The following is a 672-nucleotide window of genomic DNA, read 5'->3' as shown; positions in this document are numbered from 1 at the left end:
ATCTCATCCAATCCTCGGGCAGCCCTGCGTCCCTTGAGTGTAGCGTATGTGCAACCGCGAAAGAAGGCATTTCAGGACGGTAAGCAATGCTCCTTAAAGCCTTGTCGAGCATAAAAACGTCATTCAAATCAGTAGGTTGTGTGAAGATGGATATATATCCATTTTTTCTCCTGAGGTCAGAACGATAAGATCTATCGACCATTCATGATTTCCTAATGCCGCGTGAGGATCCAACGATGTGCGTAAACTTACATACGCGCTATACGAAGCCAGTTTCTAATTCGTTCGCTCAGCAACAAAGGCCACTGTACACTTATCCATAAAATTGACATTTTACGAGATGCTTGTGTCAATTTAGTGGAAATGTTTCAGGCTGGGGGTATCAGCAAAGATAGCGAAATTACAAAATGGCCGTGTTATTTGATCTTTCAGCAATTCGCCTCACATGACAATTTATAGTAATAGACTGTACAAAATTTTCCCGACAATAAGCTGAATACAGCTTCAGGTGCTCTTGTAACGGTTTGATTCTACTCATTTTCTCGCCGTAAGGAGTCAAGCTGGCATTTGAGGTAGATGGTGCCCCCTGAATCCCGCCTTGCCAGCTAGTATTGGAGTACAGCTATCGCATTTGGATCGCCAAGCTTGAAAGCCGAGAGCGTTCAGAGAGCT

General features: G+C 44.0%; 1 protein-coding gene. It reads right to left on the bottom strand.

The window, feature by feature from the left end; all coding sequences use genetic code 11:
* The coding region (locus AC1DRJ_RS31235) for a hypothetical protein (RefSeq protein WP_477805504.1) at positions 1 to 202 on the bottom strand (202 nt) is incomplete at its 3' end.
* Between the last annotated feature and the right edge of the window lie 470 nt (positions 203 to 672).

This window comes from Pseudomonas sp. P5_B2, from assembly GCF_056400445.1.
Note: the sequence above shows the minus strand (reverse complement) of the source record. Positions and strands in the feature narration are given on the sequence as shown.